Annotated in this window: 18 protein-coding genes; 9 read left to right on the top strand and 9 right to left on the bottom strand. The window is 66.7% G+C overall.

The window, feature by feature from the left end; genetic code table 11:
• Positions 1–48: 48 nt before the first annotated feature.
• Positions 49–1,587, top strand: a complete 1,539-nt coding sequence (locus EWE75_RS16400) for a Do family serine endopeptidase (protein WP_130159186.1) — start codon at positions 49–51, stop codon at positions 1,585–1,587.
• A gap of 98 nt (positions 1,588–1,685) precedes the next feature.
• Here EWE75_RS16400 and EWE75_RS16395 read toward each other — a convergent pair whose 3' ends face one another.
• Positions 1,686–2,276, bottom strand: coding sequence for a TetR/AcrR family transcriptional regulator (locus EWE75_RS16395; protein WP_130159185.1), 591 nt, complete (start codon positions 2,274–2,276; stop codon positions 1,686–1,688).
• A 129-nt stretch (positions 2,277–2,405) separates the two neighbouring features.
• On the opposite strand from EWE75_RS16395, the gene EWE75_RS16390 reads away from it, so the two are divergent.
• From EWE75_RS16390 to EWE75_RS16375, 4 genes are all read left to right on the top strand, one after another.
• Positions 2,406–5,819 carry an acyl-[ACP]--phospholipid O-acyltransferase gene (locus tag EWE75_RS16390; RefSeq protein ID WP_130159184.1) on the top strand — a complete coding sequence of 1,138 codons (3,414 nt, stop codon included), beginning with the start codon at positions 2,406–2,408 and terminating at the stop codon, positions 5,817–5,819.
• Between the two features lie 112 nt (positions 5,820–5,931).
• Positions 5,932–8,349: a TonB-dependent receptor gene (locus tag EWE75_RS16385; protein WP_130159183.1), complete on the top strand. Its 2,418-nt coding sequence runs from the start codon at positions 5,932–5,934 to the stop codon at positions 8,347–8,349.
• A gap of 109 nt (positions 8,350–8,458) precedes the next feature.
• On the top strand, positions 8,459–8,893 hold the full coding sequence (locus tag EWE75_RS16380; RefSeq protein WP_130159182.1) for a MarR family winged helix-turn-helix transcriptional regulator: 435 nt from the start codon (positions 8,459–8,461) through the stop codon (positions 8,891–8,893).
• Positions 8,890–10,149 carry an MFS transporter gene (locus EWE75_RS16375; RefSeq protein WP_130159181.1) on the top strand — a complete coding sequence of 420 codons (1,260 nt, stop codon included), beginning with the start codon at positions 8,890–8,892 and terminating at the stop codon, positions 10,147–10,149. The genes EWE75_RS16380 and EWE75_RS16375 overlap by 4 nt, the downstream gene beginning before the upstream one ends.
• A 6-nt stretch (positions 10,150–10,155) precedes the next feature.
• Here the strand turns inward: EWE75_RS16375 and EWE75_RS16370 are convergent, their stop codons facing one another.
• From EWE75_RS16370 to EWE75_RS16340, 7 genes are all read right to left on the bottom strand, one after another.
• Complete coding sequence (locus tag EWE75_RS16370) at positions 10,156–10,812, bottom strand: PilZ domain-containing protein (RefSeq protein WP_165388421.1); 657 nt, start codon at positions 10,810–10,812, stop codon at positions 10,156–10,158.
• A gap of 317 nt (positions 10,813–11,129) precedes the next feature.
• A complete protein-coding gene (locus tag EWE75_RS16365; RefSeq protein ID WP_130159179.1) occupies positions 11,130–12,263 on the bottom strand; it encodes a ThuA domain-containing protein in 1,134 nt (377 codons plus the stop codon).
• 90 nt (positions 12,264–12,353) lie between these two features.
• The gene (locus EWE75_RS16360) at positions 12,354–13,775 is read right to left on the bottom strand and encodes an efflux transporter outer membrane subunit (protein WP_130159178.1); all 1,422 of its coding nucleotides are present in this window, start codon (positions 13,773–13,775) and stop codon (positions 12,354–12,356) included.
• Positions 13,772–16,960 carry an efflux RND transporter permease subunit gene (locus EWE75_RS16355; RefSeq protein ID WP_130159177.1) on the bottom strand — a complete coding sequence of 1,063 codons (3,189 nt, stop codon included), beginning with the start codon at positions 16,958–16,960 and terminating at the stop codon, positions 13,772–13,774. The genes EWE75_RS16360 and EWE75_RS16355 overlap by 4 nt, the downstream gene beginning before the upstream one ends.
• A complete protein-coding gene (locus EWE75_RS16350) occupies positions 16,957–18,219 on the bottom strand; it encodes an efflux RND transporter periplasmic adaptor subunit (RefSeq protein ID WP_130159176.1) in 1,263 nt (420 codons plus the stop codon). The genes EWE75_RS16355 and EWE75_RS16350 overlap by 4 nt, the downstream gene beginning before the upstream one ends.
• Before the next feature lie 181 nt (positions 18,220–18,400).
• Positions 18,401–19,942: a cation:proton antiporter gene (locus tag EWE75_RS16345; protein ID WP_130159175.1), complete on the bottom strand. Its 1,542-nt coding sequence runs from the start codon at positions 19,940–19,942 to the stop codon at positions 18,401–18,403.
• Entirely contained in the window at positions 19,939–20,505 is a 567-nt protein-coding gene (locus EWE75_RS16340; RefSeq protein ID WP_130159174.1) for a DNA-3-methyladenine glycosylase I, read from the bottom strand. Before EWE75_RS16340 ends, EWE75_RS16345 begins: the two co-directional genes overlap by 4 nt.
• Before the next feature lie 180 nt (positions 20,506–20,685).
• Between EWE75_RS16340 and EWE75_RS16335 the strand changes: the two genes are divergently transcribed.
• Complete coding sequence (locus tag EWE75_RS16335; protein WP_130159173.1) at positions 20,686–21,189, top strand: hemerythrin domain-containing protein; 504 nt, start codon at positions 20,686–20,688, stop codon at positions 21,187–21,189.
• A 47-nt stretch (positions 21,190–21,236) separates the two neighbouring features.
• On the opposite strand, the gene EWE75_RS16330 is transcribed toward EWE75_RS16335, so the two are convergent.
• Positions 21,237–21,677 (bottom strand): hypothetical protein, encoded by a 441-nt coding sequence (locus EWE75_RS16330; protein WP_130159172.1) that lies wholly within the window; start codon positions 21,675–21,677, stop codon positions 21,237–21,239.
• A 109-nt stretch (positions 21,678–21,786) separates the two neighbouring features.
• On the opposite strand from EWE75_RS16330, the gene EWE75_RS25105 reads away from it, so the two are divergent.
• From EWE75_RS25105 to EWE75_RS16315, 3 genes are all read left to right on the top strand, one after another.
• Positions 21,787–22,014, top strand: a complete 228-nt coding sequence (locus EWE75_RS25105; protein ID WP_165388420.1) for a hypothetical protein — start codon at positions 21,787–21,789, stop codon at positions 22,012–22,014.
• An 84-nt stretch (positions 22,015–22,098) separates the two neighbouring features.
• The gene (locus tag EWE75_RS16320) at positions 22,099–23,757 is read left to right on the top strand and encodes a glycoside hydrolase family 43 protein (RefSeq protein WP_165388419.1); all 1,659 of its coding nucleotides are present in this window, start codon (positions 22,099–22,101) and stop codon (positions 23,755–23,757) included.
• A 133-nt stretch (positions 23,758–23,890) separates the two neighbouring features.
• The gene (locus tag EWE75_RS16315; RefSeq protein ID WP_130159171.1) at positions 23,891–25,882 is read left to right on the top strand and encodes a glycoside hydrolase family 43 protein; all 1,992 of its coding nucleotides are present in this window, start codon (positions 23,891–23,893) and stop codon (positions 25,880–25,882) included.

The following is a 25,882-nucleotide window of genomic DNA, read 5'->3' as shown; positions in this document are numbered from 1 at the left end:
AAGGTCGGTGCGTTGCCCCGATACGGCACACGGAAGGAATCAACCCAAGTGCGATACGCTTACGCCATTACTGCAGCCATCCTTCTCAGCGGCACCGCTGCCGCAGTCGCGCTGGAACCGCCCGCGCAGACCGCGCAGAACGAGCCCGGCGCGATCGCCGCCGCCGTACCGCGCCCCGGCGCGCCGATGAGCTTCGCCGACATGGTCGCGAAGTTGCAGCCTGCCGTCGTCAACATCTCGACCAGCCAGCACATCAAGGTCGAGCAGCCCGCCAATCCGTTCGCGGGCACACCGTTCGCCGAGATGTTCGGCCAGATGGGCCAGGGCGGCGGCAACGGCGGCGCGCCGATCACGCGCGAGGCGACGTCGCTCGGCTCGGGCTTCATCATCTCGCCGGACGGCTATATCGTCACCAACAACCACGTCGTCGCGCCCGGCGCGAAGGGCGCGACGGTCGATTCGATCACCGCGATCATGATCGACCGCAAGGAATACAAGGCCAAGCTGATCGGCCGCGATCCGACCTCGGACCTCGCGCTCCTCAAGATCGACGCGACCAACCTGCCCTTCGTCAAGTTCGGCGATTCGGGCCGTGCCCGCGTCGGCGACTGGATCATCGCGATCGGCAATCCGTTCGGGATCGGCTCGACCGTGACCGCAGGCATCGTCTCGGCGCTGCACCGCGTCACCGGCGGCGGCGCCTATGATCGCTTCATCCAGACCGATGCCGCGATCAACCAGGGCAATTCGGGCGGCCCGATGTTCGACATGACCGGCGCGGTGATCGGCATCAACTCGCAGATCTATGCCGGCCAGTCGGGCGGCAACATCGGTATCGGCTTCGCGATTCCGGCGGAAGACGCACGCCCCGTCATCGACAAATTAATGAAGGGCACCAAGATTGCGCGCGGCTATCTCGGCGTCGGGCCGCAGCCGGTCGATGACGATATCGCGGCGGCGCTCGGCCTCCAGAAGAACCACGGCGAGCTGCTGCGCTCGATCGAGCCGAACGAGGCGGCGGCCAAGGCCGGGCTCAAGGTCGGCGACGTCGTCACCTCGGTCGATGGCAAGGACGTCACGCCGGATCAGTCGCTGAGCTATCTGGTCGCGAACGTGACGCCGGGCACGCGCGTGCCGATCGGCATCATCCGCCAGGGCAAGCCGATGACGATCACCGCGGTGATCGGCACGCGACCGTCCGAGGACGCGCTCGCCGCCAAGGTCGCGACCGGCGATGACGACGACGCACTGGGCGGCGATGACGGCCAGCAGGGCGCGCCGTCGGCTTCGGCGAACCCGCTCGGGCTGACCGTGCAGACCCTGACCCCGGCGATCGCACGCAGCCTCAACGTGGATTCGTCGGTGCAGGGTGTCGTGATCGCGACCACCGATCCGGCGAGCGACGCTGGCCAGAAGCTGAAGCGTGGCGATGTTATCATCTCCGCCAACGGCACGACGACGCCGACCCCGGCGGCACTGGCCGCCGTGGTCGCACAGGCCAAGCGCGACGGTCGCGACCAGGTTGCGCTGTACGTGCAGCGCGGGCGGATGCCGGCGCTGTTCGTGGCGGTGAAGCTGAAGAAGTAAAAAGATGGGGCGTGGCGGCTAAGGCTGCTGCGCCCCTTTCGATGTTCTCCCGCTAAGGCGGGAGCCCAGACTGGGCTCCCGCCTTCGCGGGAGAACATTTAGTGTTGCGAGCCCAAAATCTCGCGCGCCCGCGCCAGCGCGGCACCGCGCGCATCGGTCTCCCCCAGCAATGCGAACGTGCCGTTGAGGGCGAACAGGCAATGGCCGTGGACCATCGCCACCAGCGAGCGCGCCAGCGCCGCCGCCCCGTCCGCCTGCGCCGGCGGCAAGATCGCTGCGATCTCGGCTTCGACCAACCCGGTCAGTTCGGCGCGCTGGCGGAAATAATCCTCCGGGAACGGCGCATTGGGCGGCAAGCGGTGATCGTAGATCGCCATCCACACATTGGGATTGGCCTCGGCGAAATCGAAATAGGCATCGACCAGAGCCGCCACCCGGTCCGCCCCCGCCGCATCCAGCCGCGCACGCACCAAGGCCGCCCAAGCGACGAAGGTACGGCTGTTGACCGCCAGCACCAGCCGGTCGAGACTGCCGAACACATTGTAGATCGTGCCGATCGAATAGCCGATCCGCTTCGCCACCTCGCGCGCAGAGAAGCGCGCGAAGCCCACTTCGGCCATCAGCGCGTGCGCCTCGGCAAGGATCAGTTCTTCAAGCTCTGCGCGGCTATGATCGGATCGGCGGCCCATATCGGCGCGATAAGATGGAAAATGAGCGCTGTCCAATTTTTATATTGAGCAGCGCTCATTTATGTGGCACTCAACACTAGCCAGTCTCGGCAGGCAACCAATGCGCATCCGTTCCGTTCGGAGATGACAATGTCGGCACCCGATTTCTCGCTCCTCGCCAAGCGCCGCTTCGGCCCGCTGTTCGTCGTCCAGTTCCTGGGGGCGTTCAATGACAACGTCCTCAAGTTCGCGATGCTGTTCCTCGCCAACTTCACGCTGTACACGGGGCATCCCGAGAAAGCGGAGATGCTCGCGACGATCGCGACCGGCATCTTCATCCTCCCCTATTTCCTGTTCTCGGCGCTGGGCGGGCAGATCGCCGACGCGTGGGACAAGGCCAAGCTGATCCGGCTGGTGAAGACCGCCGAGATCGGGTTCATGGCGATCGGCCTCGCCGGGTTCTGGTTCCAGTCGGTGCCGCTGCTGTTGGTCGCGCTGTTCATGATGGGCTGCCATTCGACGTTGTTTGGCCCGGTCAAATATTCGATCATGCCGCAGCAGCTCAGCCCCCACGAGATCATGGGCGCGACCGGCGTGATCGAGGCGGGCACCTTCCTCGCCATCCTCGGCGGGCAGTTGCTCGCGGGCGTGGTGCCGCCGTGGGAAGCGGGCATGATCGCGACCGCGCTGGCGGTGTGCGGGCTGCTCGCCAGCTTCGGCATCGCGCCCGCGCCGCCGGTCCGCACCGACGTGCGGATCGAGCGCAATCCCTTCAAGAGCACCTGGCATGTCCTCAAGACCGCGCATGACGGCGAAGGCGTGTGGCTGTGCATCCTCGGGATAAGCTGGTTCTTCGCGGTCGGCGCGATTCTCGTCTCACAATTCCCCGCGCTGGTGACCGGGCGGCTCGGCGGCGCGTCGCCGGTGGTGACGTTGTTCCTGCTGACCTTCTCGATCGCGGTCGCGCTCGGCTCGCTGTTCGTCAACCGGCTGCTCGCGGGCGAAGTCTCGGCGCGCTACGTGCCGGTGGCGGCGCTGATGATGGCCGGGTTCATGATCGATCTGTGGCTGTCGACCTCGGCCTATGTCGTCCATGCCCCCAACCCCGGCATGCTGACCTTCGTGCGCAGCGAAGGCGCGTGGCGGGTGCTGCTCGATCTCGCCGGCATTTCGTTCGCGGGGGGCATGTTCATCGTGCCGCTGTACGCGATCCTCCAGACGGCGAGCCCGCCCGAGGAACGCTCGCGGATCATCGCCGCCAACAACATCCTCAACGCCGCCGTCACGGTGACGGTGGTGGCGGCGGTCGCAGGGTTGCAGGCGAGCGGCACAACCGTTTCGGGCGTGATCGGCGCGCTGGGCTTCGCGACATTGGCTGTGGCGCTGATCTCGTGCTGGCTGCTGCCCGAAACGGTCATCAAGGCGGTGATGCGCGGGCTGCTGACCTTGCTGTATCGCGTCGAGGTCGATGGCGCGGACAACATGCCCCAGCCCGGCGAGCGCGCGGTGGTGGTGGTCAACCATGTGTCGTGGCTCGACGGGTTGCTGCTCGCGGTGTTCCTACCCGGCAAGCCAGTGTTCGCGGTGCATACCGCCGTCACCAAACGCTGGTGGATGGCGCCCGCGCTGAAGCTGTTCCGGGCGTTTCCGGTCGATCCGACCAACCCGATGTCGGCCAAGGCGATGGTGCGCGCGGTGAAGGAAGGCAATACGCTCGTCATCTTTCCCGAAGGCCGCATCACGGTGACGGGCGCGCTGATGAAGGTGTTCGACGGCCCCGGCATGGTCGCCGACAAGGCCGATGCGCCGATCGTGCCGGTGCGGATCGAGGGCGCGCAGTTCACGCCGTTCTCGTATCTACGCGGCAAGGTGCGGACGCGGCTGTTCCCCAAGATCACGCTCACCGTATTGCCGCCCCGCCATTTCCACGTCGAAGGGACAATGACCGCACGCCAGCGCCGCGCCGCGACCGGGCGGCAACTTTATGACGAGATGAGCGCGATGATCTTCGCGACGTCGCATATCGACCGTACCCTGTTCGAAGCGCTGGTCGATGCCAGCCATCTCGGCGGTGCGAGCAAGCCGGTGATCGAGGATGTGAAGCGCACTCCCCTCACCTACGCACGGCTCGTCACCGGCAGCCTCGCGCTCGGGCGTGCGCTCGAACCCGGCACCCGGCCGGGCGAGGCGATCGGCGTGTTGCTGCCCAACGTCTCGGCGGTGGTGGTGACGTTCTTCGGCTTGCAGGCGACCGGACGCGTGCCGGCGATGCTCAACTACACCGCCGGTCTCGCCAACCTGAAGGCGGCGTGTGCCGCCGCCGAGGTGCGGACGGTCGTGACGGCGCGCGCCTTCGTCGAACAAGCGAAGCTGGCGGCGGTGGTCGAGGGGCTGACCGCCGAAGGCATTGCGGTGCGCTATCTGGAGGACGTCTCCGCCGAGATCGGCCTCGGCGCCAAGCTGCGTGCGCTGGTCGCGACGCGATTCGCCGCGCACCTCCACGCCCGCCGCAAGATCGCGCCGACATCGCCGGCGGTGATCCTGTTCACGAGCGGTTCCGAAGGGCTGCCCAAGGGTGTCGTGCTGACCCACCGCAACCTGCTCGCCAATTGCGCGCAGATCGCGGCGCGGATCGATTTCAACGGGTCGGACATGGTGCTCAACGCGCTGCCGGTGTTCCACAGCTTCGGGCTGACCGGCGGCGTGCTGCTGCCCGTGCTGTCGGGGGTGAAAACCCTGTTATACCCCAACCCGCTCCACTACCGGATCGTGCCCGCGCTCGCTTATGATGCGAACGCGACGATCCTGTTCGGCACCGACACGTTCCTCGCGGGCTATGCGCGGATGGCGCACACGTACGACTTCTACGCGGTGCGCTACGTCGTCGCCGGCGCCGAACGCGTGAAGGACGAGACCCGCAAGGCGTGGATGGAGAAGTTCGGCCTGCGCATCCTCGAAGGTTATGGCGCAACCGAGGCCGGGCCGGTGATCGCGGTCAACACGCCGATGCACTTCAAGACCGGCAGCGTCGGGCGGCTGTTGCCCGGTATCGAGAGGCAACTCGACGCGGTTCCGGGCATCGACGGCGGCGGCAAGCTTTCGATCCGCGGGCCGAACGTGATGGCGGGCTATCTCAAGGCCGACCAGCCCGGCGTGTTGCAACCGCCCGAGGGTGGCTGGCACGACACCGGCGATATCGTCGAGATCGACGATGCCGGCTTCGTCAGCATCAAGGGCCGCGCCAAGCGCTTCGCCAAGATCGGCGGCGAGATGGTCTCGCTGCCGGCGGTGGAAGGCTATGCGGCGCAACTCTGGCCCGAGGCGCAACATGGCGTGGTGACACGGCCCGATGCGAAGAAGGGCGAACAGCTCGTGCTGTTCACAACACAGAAGGATGCCAAAGCGGCGGATCTACAAGCCTGGGGCCGCGCGAACGGTATCGCCGAACTGGCGATCCCGCGCGACATCCGCGTGGTCGAGGCGCTGCCGGTGCTGGGCACGGGCAAGACCGATTATGTGACGATGGGCGCGATGGTGACCGACGCCGCTGATGCAAAAACATGACAGGGTCCCGCATTCGCCGATAACACAAATCTGAAACATATCTGACACCACCCCGTCTTCCATCGTCTCTACGCGCCCCCTTTGTTGCAGTGCCGCAAAAAGGGAAAAAAGAATGAAGACGGGTTTGATTTCGCTGATCGCGCTGGCCACGGGGATCGCCAGCGCCGCCCCCGTCGCCGCGCACGCCGCCGATGCCGCGCCCGCCCCGGCGGCAGCGCCCGCCGATGCCGCAGCGCCTGAAGGCGATGCCGAGTCGATCGTCGTCACCGGCCGCCGCACGCGCTCGGTGGTCGAGATGGACGGTATGCAGATCCAGAAGCAATTGCCCGGCATCAACCCGCTGAAGGCGATCCAGACGCTGCCCGGCGTCACCTTCCTCACCGCCGATCCGTGGGGCAACAATGAGCAGAACATCTCGCTGTTCATCCACGGCTTCAACGCACAGCAGCTCGGCTACACGCTCGACGGCATTCCGCTCGGCGACCAGACCTATGGCAATTACAACGGCCTGTCGCCGCAGCGCGCGATCATCTCGGAGAACGTCGGGCGTGTCACGCTGGCGAGCGGCGCGGGCGATCTCGGCACCGCATCGACCAGCAATCTGGGCGGCACGATCGACACGTTCTCAAGCGATCCCAAGCCCGAGATGGGCGGCACGATCGCGCAGACCTTCGGCAGCTACAACACCTATCGCACCTTCGTCCGCATCGACAGCGGCGATCTCGGCGCGGGCAGTGCCTTCTACCTCTCGGGCGTGCGGCAGGATTCGCGCGCGTGGGATTTCAACGGCCATCAGGGCGGCTATCAGGCCAACGGCAAGTTCGTCCACGACGACGCCACCGGCAAGTTTACGATCTACGCCGCTTACTCGGACAAGACCGAGCCGAACGAGGACGCGACCGTCATCACGCCTGCCAACCGCGCGACCGCACCGTATGCGCGCCCGTTCTTCTACCCCGATTTCGCGGGCATGCAGACCTATCTCAATTCCGGCGCGTACAAGGCGGCTGGCTCGAACTACCGCAATTATTATTCGGATGCGCAGCGCACCGATTATCTCGCTTATGCCAAATACGATTGGCACGTCAGCGACCGCGTCACCTGGAGCAACCAGGCCTACGCGCATCATAACGACGGCGTCGGCGTGGTGGCCGGGCCGATCGACGTCGCCGGCCTGCCGGGGCTGTTCTCGTTTTATTATCCTGGCGCTACCGGCAGCACCGCGACCTCGCCCGCGAACCTCGCGCGGCTTTCGACGATCTTCGGCGGCTCGGGCCTCGCGTCGCGCACCACCGAATATCAGATCGATCGCGGTGGCATCCTCTCGACGCTGAGCGCGCACCTCGGCAACCATGAGATCGAGCTGGGCGGCTGGTACGAGCGGCAAAGCTCGTCGGCGTTCCGGCGCTGGTACGCGCTCGACGTCAACAACCCGTCGTCGCCCTACACCCGCCCCTATGATCAGGCCGCGCCGCTCATCACGCAATATGGCAGCCGCATCACCGTCGACGAGATCCAGACGCACATCCAGGATACCTGGCACATCCTGCCGAGCGTGACCGTGCTGGCCGGCTTCAAGAGCACCTTCCAGAAGGCGCGCCAGGAGGTTCCGGTCCAGCCGATCGCTGGCTCGTTCTCGAACTCGACCGCGCTGCCGGTCGGTCGCATCAACACCGACAAGGCGTTCCTGCCCGAAATCGGCGCGACCTGGGCCGTCACCGAGCACGACCAGTTCTTCGTCAACGCGCAGCAGAACATCCGCCAGTTCCCGACCAGCGCCGCCACCGGCCTGTCACCCTTCGCACTCGGCAGCCAGCCGGTGTTCGAGGATTTCAAGGCGACCGTGAAGCCCGAGACGAGCTGGACCTACGAAATCGGCGCGCGTTCGCAGCATTCGGTCTCGCTGGGGCCGATCACCGCCTTCGAAGGCCAGATCAGCTATTATCACGTCGATTTCAGCAACCGCCTGCTCGCGCTCAGCCCGACCACGGTGATCACGTCGATCATCAGCGGCGCGGCGATCGTCCAGAACGTCGGCGACGTGAAAACCAACGGCGTCGATTTCGCGGCGACGCTGCATTTCGGATCGCATTTCTCGATCTACAACGCCGTCTCGTACAATGACTCCAAGTACCAGCAGAACTATTCGGTCGGCGTTCCGGCGGTCGTGGTGCCGACTGCGGACAAGCAGGTGCCCGGCTCGCCGAAATGGCTCAACAAGACCATCGTGTCGGCCAATTACGGCATGTTCGACGTGCAGTTCACCGGCGACTATCTCGGCCGCCGTTTCGCGACCTTCACCAACGATCTCTCGGTGCCGGGCTACTTCACGCTGGCCGGACGGATCGGCGTGGCCGTGCCGCTGAACGACGCGATGTTCGTGAAGAAGCTCAACCTGAGCCTGAACGTCACCAACATCACCAACCAGAAGGGCGCGTCCACGCTCAGCATCGGCGCGGCGTCTGGCACGTTCAACGAATTCCCGGTCGCCCCGCGCCAGGTGTTCGGTACGATCAGCGTCAATTTCTGAGGCAACGCGCCGAGGATTTGCCAATACTCAAGTCCTCCCCTGCGCTGGCGGGGGAGGATTTTGATATGTCCGGTTGACGCGATTTCGATGATGCATATACATCATCAGAATGGCCACCGCACCCGATCCCGCTTGCGCCTGTACCACGCTCCGCAAGGCGAACCGCGCCGTCACGCGCCTGTATGACGAGGCGCTGGCGCCAACCGGCATGACGATCACGCAATTCGCGATCCTGCGCAATGTCGCGCGGTGCGGGACGATCGCACTCAGCCGGCTGGCCGAGGCTCTGGTGATGGAGCGCACCTCACTCTACCGTGCGCTGGCGCCGCTCGAGCAGTTCGACTGGCTCAGGATTTCCGATGCCGGCGCGCGCGCCAAGTCCGTCACCCTCACCGAGAGCGGGCACGAGGCGATGGCACGCGCGCGCGTGCCGTGGGAAGCGATGCAGACGCGCCTGATCGGCACGTTCGGAGCCGAGCAATGGGCCGCGCTCGAATCCTCGCTCGCGCATCTGTCCACGCTCGCGCAGGGGACGGATGCATGATCCTGCGTATCCCGCCGCGCTGCTATGCCTATGTCGTCGTCGCGGTGACGTTCCTCGCGCTGCTCGTCTCGGCGGGCTTACGCTCCGCGCCGGGCGTGATGATGGTGCCGCTGGAAATGCACTTCGGCTGGGATCGCGCGACGATCTCGGCCTCGGCGGCGATCGGCATTGTCTTCTACGGGTTGGTCGGGCCGTTCGCAGCCGCGCTGATGCAAACCATCGGCATCCGCCGGACGATGCTCGGCGGCCTCGCGCTGATGGCTGCGGCGACGATCGCGAGCCTCAGGATGACCGAGGCGTGGCAGTATGTGCTGAGCTGGGGCGTGGTATCCGGCATCGGCAGCGGCGCGGTCGCCTCGGTGCTGGGTGCGGCGGTGGTCAACCGCTGGTTCGCGACGCGCCAGGGCCTCGTCATGGGCATGCTGAGCGCGAGTACCGCGACCGGCGCGTTGGTGTTCCTGCCCGTGCTGGCCTGGCTGTCGAGCGCGGGCGACTGGAAGCCGGTAGCGACGGCGGTGAGCGTCGCCGCGCTCGCGCTGGTGCCGCTGGTATGGCTGCTGATCCCCGAACATCCCGGCGATGTCGGCACCGGCCGCTTCGGGGAAGCCGAGCCGACCACGCCACCCGCGCTGAAACAGGCGGCGACGCCCATGCTCGCGTTCGAGGCGCTGTTCCGCGCCAGCCGCAATCCCGTGTTCTGGCTGCTGTTCAGCACCTTCTTCGTGTGCGGGCTGACCACCAACGGGCTGATCGGCACGCACATGATCGCGTTCTGCGGCGACCACGGCATCGCGCCGGTGGCGGCGGCGGGGCTGCTGTCGATGATGGGCGTGTTCGATCTGATCGGCACGACCGCGTCGGGCTGGCTGACTGACCGCTACGATCCCAGGAAGCTGCTGATGGTCTATTACGGCCTGCGCGGAGCGTCGCTGATCGCGCTGCCGTTCATTGATTTCTCCGCGCTCAGCCTCACGATCTTCGCGGTGTTCTACGGACTCGACTGGATCGCGACCGTGCCGCCCACCGTCAAGCTCTCCAACCAGGCGTTCGGCGAGCGCGACGCGCCGGTGATGTTCGGCTGGATCTTGGTCGGCCACCAACTCGGCGCGGCGACCGCCGCATTCGGCGCGGGCGCGATCCGCGAGGCGACCGGCACATACCTGCCTGCGTTCGTCATCGCCGGCGTGTTCGGGCTGATCGCCTCGGGGTTGTTCGTGACGAGCGGGCGTGGCGCGCCACGCCGCGCCACGGCGTAGCGCCGGCTATTCCGCAAGCTGCGGCGGAACGCCGATATTGTGGCTGGAGATCCAGCGGCCCACATCCTCGAACGCGAGCAACTCGCTGAAGACGATGCCGGCGGATGTATCGTCGCGCCACCGCACTGAGCCGGTGAGCACGGGCAGTCCGACAACCGAGAGGACCACATCGTCGCCGAGCCGGTCGGGTTCGCTCAAATAGATCCGCGCGCCACCCTGCGAGATGTTGCCGAGCGCGGCGGCCTGATAGCGTCCCCCCGAGCGCAGCCGTGCCGGCACGTTGACCGCGACGCGCGGCGCACGGGCGGCATGGCCGGATCGCGGCTTCGGTTCGGTCAGGACTTCGGCGATGTCGATGAACTGGCTGAAACGCACGCCCATCAGTTCCGGTTGGCGCCAGACGACACGGCCCCGCACGATCTTCGAGGAGCGGAACTCGATCTTGACCGGATCGCCGACCTCCAGTTCGGAAAAGATATGCGCCATCAGCCCGCCGCGCGAGATGTTGCGAACCAGACACAGCTCCTCGCCGAGCGCGGAGCGCAAGATCGCGGCCTTGAGAATCGACAGGTTACGGGCCTCGCTACGGCGTTCGGGCGCCGGGGGCACGTCGTCGCACATCGACACGACGGTTAAAGCTTTGTCATTGCAACGGTCGAACATGGCCGCTCTCTCCCCCGGTGTAGATGCCATTCGTGCTGGCTCGACGCACCATGCCGAGCGCCAACCCCAAAATGGGTATCCAGAGTTCGTTAACGACACGTTAATTAAAGGATTCCGGCCGGATCGGGCACATGCGCGCCACGCAATCAGGGCTGCTTTGTTCGCACTTGCAGCATTTTCAGTCTCGCCGCAAAGAGGGCGTGCCTTTCAGGCATCCTCTCCTAAAACTTTCAAAGGCCGCCCCTCGGGGCGGCCCTTTTTTTGTCCGGCGCATGTCGCGCCGAACCCCGTATCGACCGGCGGCATCCCGCCAGAGATCACCGCGCGATCTCGCGCCCTTCACGACAGGTCGTCTCGCCGAGCCCGGCGGACCAGGCGATGCCCTGTTCGAGCAGCCGCACACTGTTCGGCTCGGTGTAGTTTTCCGGCCGGTGCCCGATCGCCGAATAGAATGACCGCCCGCCGCCGATGCAGCGCGTCCAGGCGATCGGGTGATCGCCCATCGCCAGGGACGCGCCGCCATAGCCGACGGGCGCATAGGTCTTTTCGTCGAGCGTCGCGAGGACATGCGTGCCGGGGCCGCGTGGACTCTTGGCGAACGAATACCATTCCTCGGTCATCGTCCACCCGTCGCCCAGTCCGCGCGTGATCGCGCTTTTCGGATCATCGACGACGACGCGCGCCTGCTGGAATTGCGGCTTGCCGGGATGGCCGATGAAGCGCGCGCCGATCAGCGTATCGGGATACCAATCCCATACGTAAAACGGGTCGCCCGCTGCGCCGTGGAAACCGGCGAACCCGCCGCCACCCGCCAGATAGGCCTGAAACGCCTTCTCCTGCGGCACGGTCAGCGCGTCGCCGCTGACGTTGTTCCAGATCACCGCGTCGAACCGCGCCAGATCGCGCCGGTTGAACACCGCGCCCTTATCGGTGAAGGACAGCGACCAGCCGCGCCGTGCCGCCATCGCCTTCAGCGCGGCGGTGGCGGCATCGACCGAGGGCGTGTCGCGAAAGCCGGTGATCTTGTCGAACACCAGCAGCGCGGGGTGCTTGAGCGTGGCGGGCAGTTTGGGCGGGACATGATCGTAGCGCGCGCAGCGGGCGCGGCTCGCCGCCGGGGTGATCGGGATCGCGCGCAATTCGGGATCGAGCCGGGCGAGTGTCGCCGCGACGTCCGGCGCGCCGGCAAAGCCCATCACTTCCTTGACCGAGATGATCGTCGCGAAGGTGGGTGGCGTGGTCGAACCGAAGCCCGGCGGCAGCTTGGCGAGTGCCGGACCGATCTCCCGCTCGAGCACCGCCTTGGCGCGCGGGTCGAGCAACAGGTCGATCACCGGCGTCCGCACCGAATAGGGTGCGTGGGCAAGCGGACAATCGACGGATTCGGCGTGGGCGACCGGTACGGCGCAGGCGGTCAGTGCGAACCCCAGAATGGTGCGTAGTGCGATCATTGGCAGGCATCCCCTCACGGCCGGCGCGGTTCCGCCTGGCCGCGCCGTGCTAAGCGGGTTTTCGCCGCTGCGCCAGAGATCGCGTACCTGCTATTGCGCCCCCACCCGGCTGCCGACCGCCTGAAACAGCGCGACCGTGTCGCTCAGCCGCGCGGCGCGGGCCTGCACGAGTTGCGCGCGCGCCTGCGCGTCGGCGGCGGTGGCGTTGAGCAGCGCAAGCGTGCCGATGCTGCCGAGCTGGAGCTGGCGTCGCGCGAAGCCCAGCGCACGGCCCGAGGCGTCGCTGGCGCGCGTCGCCGCGTCGAGCGCGTCGGCATCCGTGCGCAGCCCGCTCAACGCATCGGAGACTTCGCCGAACGCCTGGAGCACCGTCGCGCGATACTGCGCCTTGGCGCCGTCGAGCGCAGCCTCCGCCGCGCGTTGCTGGTGGCGCAGCGCGCCACCGTGGAACAGCGGTTGCGTCACACCGCCAAGGATCGCCCAGAACGGATTGCCGTCCTTGAACATAGTGCCGAACGCTTCGGCTGCGCCACCGGCACTCGCGCTGAGCTGGATGCTCGGCAAGCGCGCCGCGATCGCGGTGCCGACATCGGCCCCCGCCCCTTCGAGCTGCGCGCGCGCCGCGCCGATATCGGGCCGCCGCGTTACCAGATCGGACGGCAAGGCCAGCGGCAGCCGTGTCGGCAACGCGAGCGAAGCCAGCGACGGCAGATCAGGCAAGGCCGCCCCGGCTGGCACGCCGATCAGGCTGCCGATCACGACACGCTGGTGAAGCTCAGCGCGCACCAGCGGCGGCAACGCGCCCTCGGCGGCGGCGAGCGCAGTCTGCTGCGTCGCGACGTCGGCGGCACCGACCTCGCCGAGTTGCTGACGCCGCTGCAACGCGCCGAGGATGTCGCGGTTGACGGCGATGCTGGTCTCAGTCGCGGCGATCTGGTCGGCGAGTGCGGCGCGCTGGATGACGGCGGCGACGAGGTTCGCCACCACCGTCGCGCGCGCGGCATCGCGCTTGTGCGCCTGCACCTCGGCGGCGGCGCGTGCGGAACGAATCCGCGAGCGTGTCGCGCCGAACAGGTCGAGCCCGTAGCTGACCGTCACCTGCGCGGTGTGGAGGCTGTAGAGGTACTGGTTCGAATCCGCGACGGCGGGTGACAGGTCGCGCGAAATGCGGGTCCGCTGCGCCTGATAATTGAGATCGACCTGTGGCAACACCGCACCGGCGGTCGCCCGGCCCGTCTCCTGCGCCTGACGTAGCGACGCTTCGGCGACCTGGATGTCAGTGTTGTGCGCGAGCGCGGTTATCACCAGCGCGTCGAGCTGATCGCTGCCGAAATCGCGCCACCAGTCGCCGGTCGGTGCATCGGCGGTGACGGTCTGCGCCGCGCCGCTCACCGGGCGGATCGTCTCGGGCGCGGGCGACGGCGGCAATGCGGCGTGCGGATCGAGGTTTTTGGGGCCAAGCGCGCAGCCGCTGGTGGCGAGCAACGCGGCGATCAGGAGCGAACGCGTCATGCCGGCATCTCCCCTTCGCCCGCAGGCGGTGTGTGATGCCCGACATCGCGGCCATGCGCGCCGCGATCGTGCGGTGACACCCGCCGCGAGAAGCGCGCGATCAGCGCCGGCAGCACCAGCAGGATCAGCACCGGCGCCAGCGTCATCCCGCCGACCACGACCAGCGCAAGCGGCTTCTGCACCTGGCTGCCGATCCCGCTCGACATCGCCGCCGGCAACAGGCCGATCGCGGCGACGAGGCAGGTCATCACCACCGGGCGCAGGCTGTGCGACACCGTCGTCGCCAGCGATCCGTCGCGATCGACACCCTCGTCGATCGCATTGTTGTAGGTTGTCACGACGAGAATCCCGTCCATCACCGCGATCCCGAACAAAGCGACGAAGCCGATCGCGGCGGAGATGCTGAACGGCGTCCCCGACAGCGCCAGCGCGAGGATGCCGCCGATCACCGCCATCGGGATCGCCGAGAAGGCGAGCAGGCTGTCACGGATCGAGCCGAAATTGGCGTAGAGCAGCAGCAGGATCAGTAGCAGGCTGATCGGCACGACGATCTCCAGCCGGGCGACGGCGTTGTTGAGATTGTCGAGCTCGCCCGCCCATTCGAGATGATAGCCCGACGGCAAATGGACGTTGCGCGCGATCCGCGACTTCGCTTCCGCTACCGCGCTGCCGAGATCGCGCCCGCGCACCGAATATTTGATCGGGATGTAGCGTTCCTGATGCTCGCGGTAGATGAACGACGCGCCGGAGGTGAGCCGAACGTTGGCGATTTCGGACAAGGGCACCTGGATCATGCCGGTGCCGCTCGGCGCCGCCGCGCCGATGGTGATGCGGCGGATCGCCTCCACGGTATCGCGCTGCTCGGGCTTCAGCCGCACCATGATCGGGAAGTGGCGGTCGGTGCCTTTCTCGTACAGGTCAGCGGTCGAGGAACCGCCGATCGCGGCGGCGACGGTCTGGTTGACGTCGTCGGGCGTCAAACCGTAGCGCGCCGCGGCACCGCGATCGACATCGACCTGCACGGTCGGCTGGCCGAGCGACTGGAACACGCCGAGATCGGCGATGCCCTGCACCTTGGCCATCTCGCTCTTGATCTGGTCGGCATATTTTTCGAGCGTGGCGAGATCGGGGCCGAACAGCTTGATCGAATTGGCGCCCTTCACGCCCGAGGCGGCCTCCTCGACGTTGTCCTCGATGATCTGCGAGAAGGAGAATTCCACGCCGGGGTATTTGTCCGAAAGCTTCTTCGACAGTTCGGCGATCAAAGTGTCCTTGGTCACGCCGCGCGGCCAGGTGTCAAACGGCTTCAGCGGCACGAAGAATTCGGCGTTGAAGAAGCCGGTCGCATCGGTGCCGTCGTCGGGACGGCCGTGCGCGGAAAGCACCGCGTTGACCTCAGGGTATTTCATGATGATCCGGCGCACGCCCTGCACCACCGGTTCGCCAGCTTCGAGGCTGATCGAGGGCGGCAGGCTGGCGCGGATGTACATGTTGCCCTCCTCGAGATGGGGCAAGAACTCGATGCCGAGCGAACGCCCGCCGATCAGCGCGACGACCAGCAGCAGCACCGCGCCGCCAATCGCGAGGATGCGGTTGCCGAGCGCGAAGGCGGCGGCGGGTTCGTACAGGCGGCGCAGTCGCGCGACGATCCACGTCTCCACTTCGGAGAGCTTGTCGGGCAGCAACATCGCCGACAGCACCGGCGCGACGGTGAAGGTCGCGATCAGGCCGCCGGAGATGGCATAGGCATAGGTCTTCGCCATCGGCCCGAAGATATGGCCTTCCACGCCGGTCAGCGTGAACAGCGGCAGGAAGCTGACGATGATGATCGCGGCGGCGAAGAAGATGCCCCGGCTCACCTCGGAACTCGCACCGAGGATCGCCGAGAAGCGCGTTGCGGTGGTGTAATGGCCATGCCCGCTTTCGACACGCGCGGTACGATCGACCATGTGGCGGAAGATGTTCTCGACCATGATGACGCTGGCATCGACCACCAGCCCGAAATCGAGCGCGCCGACCGAGAGGAGGTTCGCGCTCTCGCCCTGAAGCACGAGGATCAGGATCGCGAAGGCGAGCGCGAACGGAATCGTCGCCGCAACGATGATCGCGCTGCGCAGATTGCCGAGGAACAGCACCTGCAACACGAAGATCAGCACGATGCCGACCAGCATGTTCTCCAGCACGGTATGGATCGTCAAATGGATCAGGTCGGAACGATCGTAGATGCGTTCGAGCTGGACGCCCGGCGGCAGGATGCCCGAGCTGTTGATGTCGGCGACTTCCTTCTGCACCGCCTGAATCGTCGGCATCGACTGCGCGCCGCGCTGCATCAGCACGATGCCCTGCACGATGTCGTCCTGATCGTTGTAGCCGGCGATGCCGAGCCGTGGCGCATTGCCGATCTGGACGTTCGCGACGTCCTTGACGAGAATCGGCTGACCGCCCGACGTGCCGACCAGCACGTTCTCGATCGCCGAGGCCGACTGGATCAGCCCGACCCCGCGCACGATCGCCGCCTGCGCGCCGAAGTTGATGGTCTGTCCGCCGACATTGCCGTCGCTCTTGGAGAGCGCGGTCAGCACTTGCGAGATGGTCGCGTTGTGCGCGGCGAGCCGCGCGCTGTCGATCACCACGTCATAGGTGCGCAGCTTGCCACCCCAGCCGGTCACGTCGATCACGCCGGGGATTCGCTTGAAGCGGCGTTGCAGCACCCAGTCCTGCAAGGTCTTCAGGTCCATCACCGAATAGCCCTTGGGCGCGGTGATCTTGTAGCGGTAGATCTCGCCGACCGGGCTGGTCGGCGACAGCGACGGCTGCGCGCCACCCGCGAGCGGCGGCAATTGCGACAGCCGGTTGATGACCTGCTGCTTGGCGTCCTCGTTGGTCAGATCATAGCTGAATTGCAGCTTGATGTCGGACAGGCCGAACAGCGAGATCGCGCGGATCGCGGTGAGATGCGGGATGCCCGCCATGCCGACCTCGATCGGGATGGTGACGTTGCGCTCCATCTCCTCGGCGGACAGGCCGTGCGTCTGGGTGATGACCTCGACCATCGGCGGAACCGGATCGGGATAGGCCTCGATATTGAGGTTGAGGAAGCCGATCACCCCGGCCAGCAGCATGGCGCAGAAGATGCCGACGATCAGCATCCGCTGCCGCAGCGCGATCGCAACGAGACGGTTCATTCGCCGAGACCCGCCTCGTTGACGAACAGCGCGCCGGCGGTGACGATGCGCTCACCCGGCTTGATGCCGGCGGTGATCTCGACCGATCCGTCCTGCTCCTCACCCGCCGTCACCGATCGCGCGGCGAGCAGCCCGTCGGGGCGCACCACCCATACGCGCGCCGAATCGCCCTCGTGGATGACGGCGGCGGCGGGGACGCGGATCGCCTGCGCGGCGCCGCTCTGGTGGATCGCGAAGCTCGCGAACATCTGGGGTTTCAGCGCGCCGTCGGGGTTGGGGATCGCGGCGCGCACCGGCAGGCGGTGCGTATCGGGATCGAGCGCGGCACCGACGAGGTTGATCGTCGCGTGGAAGATGCGGCCGGGCAGCGCCGGGGTCGTCACCGTCACGGCATCGCCGACATGCACCGCGCTCGCATCGCTTTCGGCGATCTGCGCAACCAGCCAAACGCGCGACGGATCGGTGATGGTCATCACCGGCTTGTCGCCGCCCTGCGACAGATATTGCCCGACCGAAACGTCGCGCGTCGCGACGAGGCCGGAGATCGGCGCGTGCAGCGTCGTCATGTCGTGGATGCCCGAGACTTCGCCCGCGCCTTCGAGTTTGTTGATCTCAGCCGGGCTCTTGCCAAGGATGGCGAGCTTGTCGCGCGCCGCGCCGAGCGCGGCGGCGGCGGTGCGCGCAGTCGCCTGCGCGGCGGCGAGATCGGCCTGTGCCTGCTGATAGTCTTTCAGCGCGCCGCCGGCGGTCGAATAGATCTGCTGCTGGCGCTCTGTGGTGCGCTGCGCGGCCTGGAGCTGCGCCTGCGCGGTCTGGTACGCCGCCCGCGCCGAGAACAGCCCGTTGCGCGCATCGACGAAATCGCCGGTCTTCACCATCAACAGCGCCTGGCCCTGTTTCACATATTGCCCGGCATCGACGAGCACCTGCGCGACCTGCCCCGAATAGGGCATCAGCACCGGCGTGCTGTGATCGGCATCGACGGTGATCGCGCCGGTCGCGAGCGTGCGCGCATCCGAATCGCCGATCGCGACGCGCATCGTCTGCAACGCGGCGAACTGATCGCGCGAGAGGCGCAGGGTGCCGGGCGGCGTCACCGGCGGCGCCGGCGGCGTGCTGCGGGTGAACTGCGCGATCAGCATCACCAGCAGCGCGATCACGACAAGCGCGATGACACCCAGCCCAAGCCAGCGAAGCTGCGTGCGGGCAGGCAGGCGCGTCGACTGCGGCAGCGCCTTTGGCTGGTCGTGAGTGTGCATCGAATTCCTGTGTGTTTTGGCGGGCAGGCGCAAGAATGGGTCCGGCGCGGCATTACCGCGCTGCACTGCGGCGTAACAGTGACAAGTCCGTCATCCAGCGGTTATGAAATGCACGGTTTCGTAACATTTCATGGCGTCGGCATCATGTCATGCCGGCCCATCTTTCGGGCGCAGGCGGTAATTAGCTCTCGTCGATGCGCCGGTCTTCGTCGGACACGACGGCGAGTTGCTTCCAGTCGAGATCTTCCTGCAATTCGAGATATGCGTCGGGGCCGATCTCGTCGGCATCACGCAACTCGTCGAGCCGCTTGCGCTGCGCCAGCACCGCCGCGAGCGACAGGCCGCGCCGGCGCGCGAGCGGTGCCTCGTGCTTACGGTCGGTCAGCCGGTCGCGATGTTCGCGATAGGCCTGGCGGACCGCTTCGGCGGCGTCACCCGGTTCGTCCTCCAGCCGCGCCAGCGCCGCCTCGACGAGCGCCAGCCGGGCGGCATCGCGCTCCTGCTCAGCATCCTTGCTGCGTTCGAGCTTGAGAAAATGGATCATCGGCGCAAGCGTCGCGCCTTGCAGAACGAGCGTCGCCAGCACGACCGCGAAGGCGGTCAGCACGACGAGATCGCGTTCGGGGAAGCTCGCCGGCAACGCGAACGCCGTCGCGAGCGTCACCAGCCCGCGCATCCCGGCCCAGCCGATCAGCACCGCCTCACCCCGCGACACCGGCTCGTCCCCGCCGGTGCGATTGCGCCGGTATTTTGCGAACTCACGGTAGAGAAAGGCGAGCAGCAGCCGGGTGACGATCACCCCGGCCACCACCGCGCTGGTCAGGCCGACCGCGCGGTGCAGATCGGCGGTCGACATGCCGCCGACGATCCGCCGCGCCTGCAACCCCATCAGCAGGAAAGCCAGCACGTTGAGCAGGAACACCACCGTCGTCCACACCGCATAGGAGTGGACGCGCATGCGCGGCGAATCGGTGACCCGCGCGTGATAGGCGATCGTCATCGCGCTCGCGACGGTGGCGAGCACGGGCGAGAGGTGCAGCCGCTCGGCAATCAACCACGTCGCGAAGGCGTGGACGAACTGGAGGAGAGTCCCGCCGACAGTATTGTCGGACAGTGGCCGCACCCGCGACACCAGCATCCCGTAGGCGATCCCGAACAGGATGCCGCCGGGCACCGCCAGCGTCAGCCTGAGCGCGGTGCCGCCGTCGATCCCGCCATGCGCCTGCACCGCGAGCGCGGCGCCGAACAGCAGCAGCGTCGTCGCGTCGTTGAACAGGCTCTCGCCCTTGAGCAAGGCATCGACCCGACGCGCAACCGGCAGGTTGACCAGCACCGCCGTCACCGCCGCCGCATCGGGCGGCGACACGATCGCGCCGAGCGTCACCGCCACCACGATCGGCAAGCCGAAACCGCCCGAACCGATCGCCACCACCACCGCCGTCGTCAACAGCACCGCGCCGACCGCGAACACGATCAGCGGCACCAGCAGCCGCCACGCCGCGCCAAGCGGAAAATCATAGGCCGAATCGATCAGCACCGGCGCGATGAACAAAGCGAGCGCGGTGCCTGGATCGATCGGGATCACCGGCGCGCCGGGCAGCATCGCCACCGCCACGCCGGCGGCGGCGAGCATGCCCGGATACGGCAGCCGCACCCGCCGCGTCACCTGCAACAGCAGGATCGCGGCGGCCAGAAGCGCGATGAGGCTTTCGAAGAAGGTCATGTCGGGGTTCGCACCTCGGCGTGGCGGAAGCAGTCGCGCGCATGATCGTTGACCATGCCGACCGCCTGCATCCAGGCGTGGACGATCACCGGCCCGACAAACTTGAAGCCGCGCGCCTTGAGCGCCCTCGACATCGCTTCCGAAGCCGGCGTGCTCGCGACGATGTGCCCGTCGCCCTCGACCGGCGCGCCGCCGGCGATACCCCAGACGAAGCCGGCGAAATCCTCACCGCGCGCCATCATGTCGAGATAGATGTGCGCGGCGGTGATCGTCGCGCGGATCTTGGCGGCGCTGCGGACGATGCCGGGGTCGGCCATCAGCCGTTCGACATCGCCGTCGTCGAAGCGCGCCACGATCGCCGGATCGAAGCCCTTGAAGGCGGCGCGGAACGCTTCGCGCTTGTGGAGGATCGTCCGCCACGACAGCCCGGCCTGGAACCCGTCGAGGACGAGCGTCTCCCAAAGCTCACGCGAGTCGTGGATCGGCACGCCCCATTCCTTGTCGTGATAGCGCACCATCAGCGCGTCATCACCGCACCACCCACATCGCGTCTTCCCGGTCATCTACGATCCCTTTCGAGTCGGTGTGCGGCGGTTTCGGCCATGAAAGCTGTTCGGGACAAGAACCGGACCCGATTGTAACCCGCGAGCCGCCAGGACGGTCCTTAAAGAGGTTGCAAGCGCGAGGAACGCCGCACGCCGACCGGACGTTGAAGGCGCTGTACCCCAACAGGAGAAGACGACATGGCACACGACGCGATCGCCTTGCTCAAGGCCGATCACCGCAAGGTGGAGGATCTGTTTTCCGACTATGAGACCGCCAAGGGCGCGGTCGCCAAGCGCAAGATCGCCGAGCAGATTTGCCTCGAACTCACCGTCCACACCCAGATCGAGGAAGAGATTTTCTATCCGGCGTGCAAGGGCGAGGTCGAAGACGATCTGCTCGACGAAAGCTATGTCGAACATGACGGCGCCAAGGTGCTGATTACCGAGATCGAGAACGGCAAACCGAGCGACGATTTCTACGACGCCAAGGTGACCGTGCTGGCCGAGCAGATCAAACACCACGTCCATGAGGAGGAAGCATTCCTCAAGGGCCTGTTCGCACAGGCGCGGCGCACCGACCTCGATCTCGCCGCGCTCGGCGAGCAGATGTTCGCCCGCAAGGAAGAGCTGACCGCGCAGTACAAGAAGAAACTGCCCACGCCCGAGGCGCGCACCTTCGAGACGGTGTCGCTCGGCGGGTGATCGAATAGGCCGGGGTGTTAAGCCCCGGCCCTAACCGTTCGTGCGGTCTACTTCCGAAAGCGCGTGTCGTTCGCCTTTACGCCATCCTGTAGCGGCGCCAGCGTCGCGGTGGGGAGCGCGGCCATCGCCGCCGCCGCCGCGAGGTTGCTTTCGGCGAGGCGCATCCATTCGGTCGGCCATAGCATCTTGCCAGACGCCATCTTGCCGAGCGCATCCGCGTTGGCGCTGCCAGCGCGCTGCACCGCATCGCCAGCAGCGCCAATCGACTTGCCCGACGTGGTGAACGCGCCGACCTTTTCGGTCACCATCCGGCGCAGTTCGACGTGATCGGCGGTAAACGGGTTCTGCATCGCCGCAGCGATCGTCGGCATGCGCGCGGCGACGACGCGTTGCGCGCCGAACATCATGTCGATGACGTCCTTGTTCCACTGGGCGGCGGCCAGCGGCCAGTTCCATAACGTCATGGCATTGTCGGTAACGGACGGCATTGCGGATTCCTCGAATTGCTGCACTGCAACAACGCACGGGAATCAGCTTCGGACCCGTGCCCCGGCACTCGCTACGCCGTGATGCGTTGTGCCTGCAAGGAGAACGATCATGTCCACACCCAAGGATCTACCCGCGCCGCCCAAGGCCGATACGCAATCCGAGGCCGCGATCCCGCCCGACAATGGCAAGCGCGCCTCCTTCGATCCCGTGACCGGCGCCGTCCACGGCAGCGGCTCGGGTGCGGGCGGCGGCAACGCCGGCGAGGATTTCGACAGCGACGCCGCCACCGGCGACGGCTTTCCGCTGACCGGGCGCAACGCTGACGACAAGCGCTGACCGCCCACCTCGACAGCGCTCTTTGATAGCGTTAACATCGGACCGCGACGCCGTGGGACGGCGCGGTACGGGAGAGGTCGGACGATGAAGAGCAGTATTCTGGCGATGGTCGGCGCGCTCGCGACAGCGATGCTGGTATCGGCCGCGCCGGCACCTGAAAAGGCGCGCTTCGACTGGGTCGAGTATCACGGCACCGACGGCCCTGCCGCTCCGGCTGGCCAGTATCGCAACCCGATTCTCGCCGGCTTCTATTCCGATCCCAGCATCCTCCGCGTCGGCAGCGACTATTATCTCGTCACCTCGACCTTCTCGTGGTTCCCCGGCATCCCGGTGTTCCACAGCCGCGATCTGATCCACTGGACGCAGATCGGCAATGCGATCGACCGGCCCGGCCAACTCGATTTCGGCACGCTCGCGATGTCGCGCGGCGTATTCGCGCCGGCGATCAATTATCACGCCGGACGCTTCTACATCGTCAACACCTGCGTCGATTGCGGCGGCAATTTCGTCATCACCGCGACCAACCCGGCGGGTCCGTGGTCCGATCCGGTCTGGCTCAAGACCGTCGAGGGGATCGATCCGTCGATGTTCTTCGACGATGACGGCCGCGCGTGGATCGTCAACAACCGCGCGCCAGAGGGCACGCCGCGCTATTCGGGGCACCGCGCGATTTGGATCGAGCAGTTCGACCCCGTCGGCCTCAAGATGCTCGGCAACGCCAAGATGATCGTCGACGGCGGCATCGATCCCGCTGCCAAGCCGGTGTGGATCGAAGGGCCGCACGTCTACAAGGTCAACGGCAAATATTATCTGATGGCGGCGGAAGGCGGCACCAGCGTCAACCACAGCGAAGTGATCCTGCGCGCCGACACAGTCGATGGCCCCTACCGCCCCGCCCCGCCCGCGATCAACCCGATCCTGACCCAGCGCGATCTGCCCGCCGGCCGCCCCGCGCCGATCAGCGCGACCGGCCATGCCGATCTGGTGCAATTGCCCGATGGCCGCTGGTGGTCCGTGTTCCTCGGCACGCGGCCCTATGACAAGGATTATTACAACGCCGGTCGCGAGACCTTCCTGCTGCCGGTGACGTGGCGCGACGGCTGGCCGGTGATCCTCGATCGCGGCAAGCCGGTGCCGACGCTGCTCAAGGCGCCGCTTCCCGCCGATGCGGCCGGCACGACGCCGCTGACCGGCAGTTTCACCGTGCGCGACGATTTCACCGCGCCCAGGCTCGGCCGCGAATGGATGGCAATGCGTACCGCTCCGGTGCAGCCCACCGGCGGCGCGCTGTCGCTGACGCCGGGCCGCGACGGACTCGGCGATTTCGGCCGCCCCGCCTTCGTCGCGCGGCGCCAGCAGCATGCCGACGCCACGGTCACCACCGCGCTCAGCTTCGCACCGCGCGAGGGTGAAATGGCTGGCCTCGCCGCGCTCCAGAACGACAACTATTTCCTGACGATCGCGCTGACCCGCCACGACGGCAAGACCTTCGTCCGCGTCGCCCGCCGCGCCGGCAAGCAGGAGCCGCGCGACGGCGTCACCGTCGCCGAACGTCCGATCGCGGCAGGCCCGGTGCAATTGCGCATCGCAGCGCACGGTGGCCGCTACGATTTCGCGGTTTCGCAGGGCAAGGCGTGGACGACGGTCGCCGCCGGGGTGGATGCCACCAACCTCAGCACCGCGACCGCGGGCGGGTTCGTCGGCACGATGATCGGCCCGTTCGCGCAGGGGCCGCGGCCTTAGGGGTAATCCGTTCGCACTGAGCGAAGTCGAAGTGCATGCCTCAGGCGGCGCGCTTGCAGCATGTGCTTCGACTACGCTCAGCACGAACGGAGCTTTGATATCGTCGCGCCATAACGGTGTTGAGGAGACACGCATGAAATCGTTCGCAAGCCTGCTCGCACTGGCGCTGGCCACCACCCCCGCCGTCGCGTCGCAGCGTCCGACGTGGACTGCCGACAACGGCAACGGCACCTACACCAACCCGCTGTTCTACGACGAATTCTCCGACCCCGACATGATCCGCGTCGGCGACGATTTCTATCTCACCGGCACGACGATGCACGCGATGCCCGGCCTGCCGATCCTCCATTCGAAGGACATGGTGAACTGGGATTTCGTCGGCTACGCGCTCGACACGCTCGATCTCGGCCCGGCGTATCGGCTGGAGGACGGCAAGAATATCTACGGCCAGGGTATCTGGGCGCCGAGCTTCCGCTATCACGACGGCACCTTCTACATCTTCAGCAACGTCAACCACGCGATGACGCAGATGTTCACCGCCAAATCCCCCAAGGGGCCGTGGACGCGCACGCCGATGAAGCGCACCTTTCACGACCTGTCGGTGTTGTTCGACGATGACGGCAAAGCCTATGTCGTGTGGGGCTATCAGGAACTCCACCTCGCCCAGCTCGATGCGAGCCTGACCGACATCGTGCCGGGCAGCGAACGGATCATCACGCAGAAGGGCACCGGCCTCGGCGAAGGCTCGCATTTCTACAAGTTCGGCAAGACCTATTACATCACCACCGCCGAATATGCCGGCAGCTTCCGCATGCCCGCCGCACGCGCCACGTCGCCGCTCGGGCCGTGGGAGATCAATCCTTCGATCAGCGAGCATGAGGATTTCGGCCTCGCCAAGGGCTATCACCTGCGTGGCAACAAGGATCTGACAACGATCCTGCCGCCCGATCCGAAACTGCGCGATGCGATGTCGATGCATCAGGGCGGCATCATCCAGACGCCCAAGGGCGACTGGTGGGGCTGGTCGATGTTCGAAGGCAATTCGGTCGGCCGGCTGACCGCGCTGTCGCCGGTGACGTGGAAGGACGGCTGGCCCTATTTCGGCTTGCCCGGCAACCTCGGCCGCAGCCCGCGCACCTGGGTCAAGCCAATCGCCTCGACCGCGCCAGCGCATGCGCCCTATCAGCGCAGCGACACCTTCGACGGTGCGCTCGCCAACGTGTGGGAATGGAACCATGTCCCCGATCCGGCCCGCTGGTCGCTCACCGAGCGTTCCGGCTCGCTGCGGCTGCACACCGCGCCCGCGAGCGATTTCCTTGCGGCCCGCAACACGCTGACCCAGCGCGCGATCGGCCCGCAATCGACCGTGACCGCCGAACTCGACGCGACCGGACTCGCAGTGGGTGACGTCGCGGGGCTGGCGTTGCTCAACCGGCCTTATGCGTGGCTTGGCGCAGAACGTGGCGCGGACGGGCTGACGATCGTGCGGTTCGACGAAACCGGCGGCCGTTTCGCGAGTGCGCCGGTTCGCGCAACGCACCTATGGCTGCGCGCGGCGAGCGATTTCGATACCGAGCAAGCGCGCCTGAGCTATTCGACCGACGGCACCCACTTCACCGATCTCGGCCCCGATTTCACGATGGTCTATCAGTTGATGACCTTCCAGGGCGTCCGCTACGGGCTGTTCGCCTACAACCAGCAAGGCGCGGCGGGCGGCTTCGCCGATTTCGCCAGCTTCGACGTTACCGAAGGTCGGCCCGAGAGCCGCCCGGCGATTCCCTACGGCAAGAGCGTCACGCTGCGCCCGGTCGGTTCGGATCGCACCGCCGCGCTGTTGCAAGCGCCGTTGCTGGTTGCCGATCGCAAGCTCGGCCGCGTCGCGCTGTTGCGCGGCGGGCAGGCGCTGACGGTGGCGGCGGACGGCGCGGTATCGCTGCAACCGGTGCGCGCCGATGCGCCGGGACAGAGCTTCCAGTGGATGGAGAGCCTCAGCGGCGGCGCGGTGCTGATGTCGCTCGCCACCAACCGCTATCTCCACATCGATCGCGCCACCGGCGCGCTGCGCGCCGACAGCCCGGGGCCGACCGCCGACAACGCCGATCTGGCGCGTTTCAGGATCGAGTGA

It is taken from the genome of Sphingomonas populi, from assembly GCF_004208535.1.
In the GTDB taxonomy this organism is placed as follows: domain Bacteria; phylum Pseudomonadota; class Alphaproteobacteria; order Sphingomonadales; family Sphingomonadaceae; genus Sphingomonas; species Sphingomonas populi.
This window is presented reverse-complemented; position numbering and strand designations above follow the sequence as displayed.